Raw genomic sequence first — 2,736 nt, 5'->3', positions numbered from 1 at the left:
CGAACACGGTGATGAAGAACAGGCCGAAGGCGCAGACGATCAGCAGCCAGGACAGCAGCATGAAGTCCTGCGGCCAGAAGGTGGCGCCGAAGATGTAGAACTTGCGCTCGGGCAGGTCCCACCAGACGGCCTGGCGACCGCTCCAGTTGAGCCAGACGGTTCCGAAGTAGAGGAGGAAGAGCGCCGCACCGCCCACCATGCGCAGTCGGCGGAAGATACCGGTGAAGGCCCGGGTGTAGATCTTCTCGCGCTTGGCGTAGAGATCGTTGTTATTGGTGTCGCCCTTGGCAGGCGGGGTGACGTCTTGAACGGGAATCTGTTTGCTCATCAGTGCGTACCACGGCAGTGGGGGGCGCCCGGCCGGTACATGCCGACAGGGTCAGAAAATAGTTGCACGCCTACTGATTATACGCCTGATCTATCAGGCTTTTTGCGGTAACTGTGCGACTTTTGGTCGCGTATTGTCCCATTCGCGCTTTTCTTTTGCACAAAATAAAACGGCGCCGGGGTTGCCGGCGCCGTCTGGGTCGTGGGGGAGGGGAGCGCTTATTCGGCGCTCTTCTCGCCGTGCGACAGGCTGTATACGTAGGCGGCCAGCAGGTGCACCTTGTCGTTGCCCAGGTGTTCCTGTTGCGCCGGCATCACGCCCTGGCGACCGTAGCGGATGGTCTGCTGCAGTTGCGCGAAGCTGGAGCCGTAGATGAACGCGCCGGGGTGGGTCAGATCGGGAGCGCCCATCGCTGGGGTGCCCTTGCCTTCCGGGCCGTGGCAGGCGACGCAGGTGGTAGCGAAGACCTGCTTGCCGGCCTCGATGTCTGCCTTGGCGCCTTCCGGCAGCTTGCGGCCATCCATCTGGGTGAGGACGAAAGCGGCGACGTTCTTCACGCCTTCCTCGCCGATCACTTCACCCCAGGCCGGCATGGCGGCGTGGCGGCCAGCCATGATGGTGGTCTTGATGGTTTCCGGCTCGCCGCCCCAGCGCCAGTCGGCGTCGGTCAGGTTGGGGAAGCCGTAGGCGCCCTTGGCGTCGGAGCCGTGGCAGATCGAGCAGTTGGAGGCGAACAGGCGACCGCCCATTTTCACCGCCTGCGGATCCTTGGCGACTTCCTCGATGGGCATCGCGGCGAACTTGGCGAAGATCGGGCCGTATTTCTCGTCGGCCTTGGCCATTTCCTTTTCCCACTGGTGGACGCCGGTCCAGCCTTTTTCCTTGTCGGCGAATTCGTCGGCGGACTGGTAGCCCGGCATCAGGCCTTTCCAGGTGCCCAGGCCCGGGTACAGGGCCAGGTAGCCCACGGCGAACACCAGGGTGCCGACGAACAGCATGAACCACCACTTCGGCAGCGGGTTGTCGTACTCCTCGATGCCGTCGTAGGAGTGGCCCACGGTCTCGTCGGTGGTGCTGCTGCGCTGGCCCTTGCGGGTGGCGAAGATCAGCCAGGTCAGCGCCAGCAGGGTGCCGAGGGTGAGAGCTGTAATGTACAGACTCCAGAAGGTCGTCATTCTTTGTTACTCCTAGAAGCTTGCTCGACGTGCTTTTTGGCTTCGGGATCGTCTGCGAAGGGCAGCATCGTCGCTTCGTCGAAGCTCTTCTTGCGCTTGCCGCTGTAGGCCCAGATCACCAGGCCGATGAAGGCGACCATGATCACCACGGTGCCCAGTCCACGCAGAGTCCCGATATCCATCACACTCACCGTTTGCTCTTGATAGAGGTTCCCAGGCCTTGAAGGAACGCCACCAGGGCGTCCATCTCGGTCTTGCCCTTCACGGCTTCACGTGCACCGGCGATGTCCTCGTCGGTGTAAGGCACGCCCAGCTTGCGCAGGACTTCCATCTTGGTGGCGGTGTCCTTGCCATCAAGCTTGTTCTCTACCAGCCACGGGTAGGCAGGCATCTTCGACTCGGGCACCACGTTGCGCGGGTTGTACAGGTGCGCGCGGTGCCAGTCGTCGGAGTAACGGCCGCCGACGCGGGCCAGGTCCGGGCCGGTACGCTTGGAACCCCACAGGAACGGGTGGTCCCAGACGCTTTCACCGGCGACCGAGTAATGGCCGTAGCGTTCGGTCTCGGCACGGAACGGACGGACCATCTGCGAGTGGCAGCCGACGCAGCCTTCGCGGATGTAGATGTCGCGACCTTCCAGTTCCAGGGCGGTACGCGGCTTCATGCCTTCGACCGGGGTATTGGTCACGTCCTGGAAGAACAGCGGAACGATCTGGGTCAGGCCGCCGATGCTGACGGCGATCACCATGAAGATGGCCAGCAGGCCGACGTTCTTCTCGAGTATTTCGTGGTTCTTCATTTACGTCGGGCTCCTCAGGCGATCTGCGCGGCGGCTTCGTATTCGGCCGGCTTGGCAGCACGCACGGTGCGCCAGGTGTTGTAGGCCATCAGCAGCATGCCGGTGAGGAAGAAACCACCGCCGATCATGCGCACGATGAAGCCCGGGTGGCTTGCGACCAGTGCTTCAACGAAGGAGTAGGTCAGGGTGCCGTCCTCGTTGACCGCGCGCCACATCAGGCCCTGGGTGATGCCGTTGACCCACATCGAGGCGATGTACAGCACGGTGCCGATGGTGGCCAGCCAGAAGTGCGCGTTGATCAGGCCGATGCTGTGCATCTGCGGGCGACCGAAGACTTTCGGGATCAGGTGGTAGAGCGAGCCGATGGAGATCATCGCCACCCAGCCGAGGGCGCCGGCGTGCACGTGGCCGATGGTCCAGTCGGTGTAGTGGGA

Annotated in this window: 4 protein-coding genes and 1 pseudogene; all 5 read right to left on the bottom strand. The window is 63.0% G+C overall.

Annotation, left to right across the window (positions count from 1 at the left end):
- Positions 1 to 328: pseudogene (locus tag HMPREF2924_RS35655) on the bottom strand (cytochrome c oxidase accessory protein CcoG); the annotation flags it as partial.
- Positions 329 to 546: 218 nt separating this feature from the next.
- Entirely contained in the window at positions 547 to 1,503 is a 957-nt protein-coding gene (gene ccoP, locus HMPREF2924_RS26475) for a cytochrome-c oxidase, cbb3-type subunit III (protein WP_003087292.1), read from the bottom strand.
- Positions 1,500 to 1,685, bottom strand: a complete 186-nt coding sequence (locus HMPREF2924_RS26470) for a CcoQ/FixQ family Cbb3-type cytochrome c oxidase assembly chaperone (RefSeq protein WP_003087298.1) — start codon at positions 1,683 to 1,685, stop codon at positions 1,500 to 1,502. Before HMPREF2924_RS26470 ends, ccoP begins: the two co-directional genes overlap by 4 nt.
- A gap of 5 nt (positions 1,686 to 1,690) precedes the next feature.
- Positions 1,691 to 2,302, bottom strand: coding sequence for a cytochrome-c oxidase, cbb3-type subunit II (gene ccoO, locus HMPREF2924_RS26465; protein ID WP_003087303.1), 612 nt, complete (start codon positions 2,300 to 2,302; stop codon positions 1,691 to 1,693).
- 14 nt (positions 2,303 to 2,316) lie between these two features.
- On the bottom strand, positions 2,317 to 2,736 hold a 420-nt coding region (locus tag HMPREF2924_RS26460; RefSeq protein WP_045108235.1), incomplete at its 5' end, for a cbb3-type cytochrome c oxidase subunit I.

It is taken from the genome of Pseudomonas sp. HMSC063H08, assembly GCF_001813645.1.
GTDB classification, from domain to species: Bacteria; Pseudomonadota; Gammaproteobacteria; order Pseudomonadales; family Pseudomonadaceae; genus Pseudomonas; species Pseudomonas aeruginosa.
This window is presented reverse-complemented; position numbering and strand designations above follow the sequence as displayed.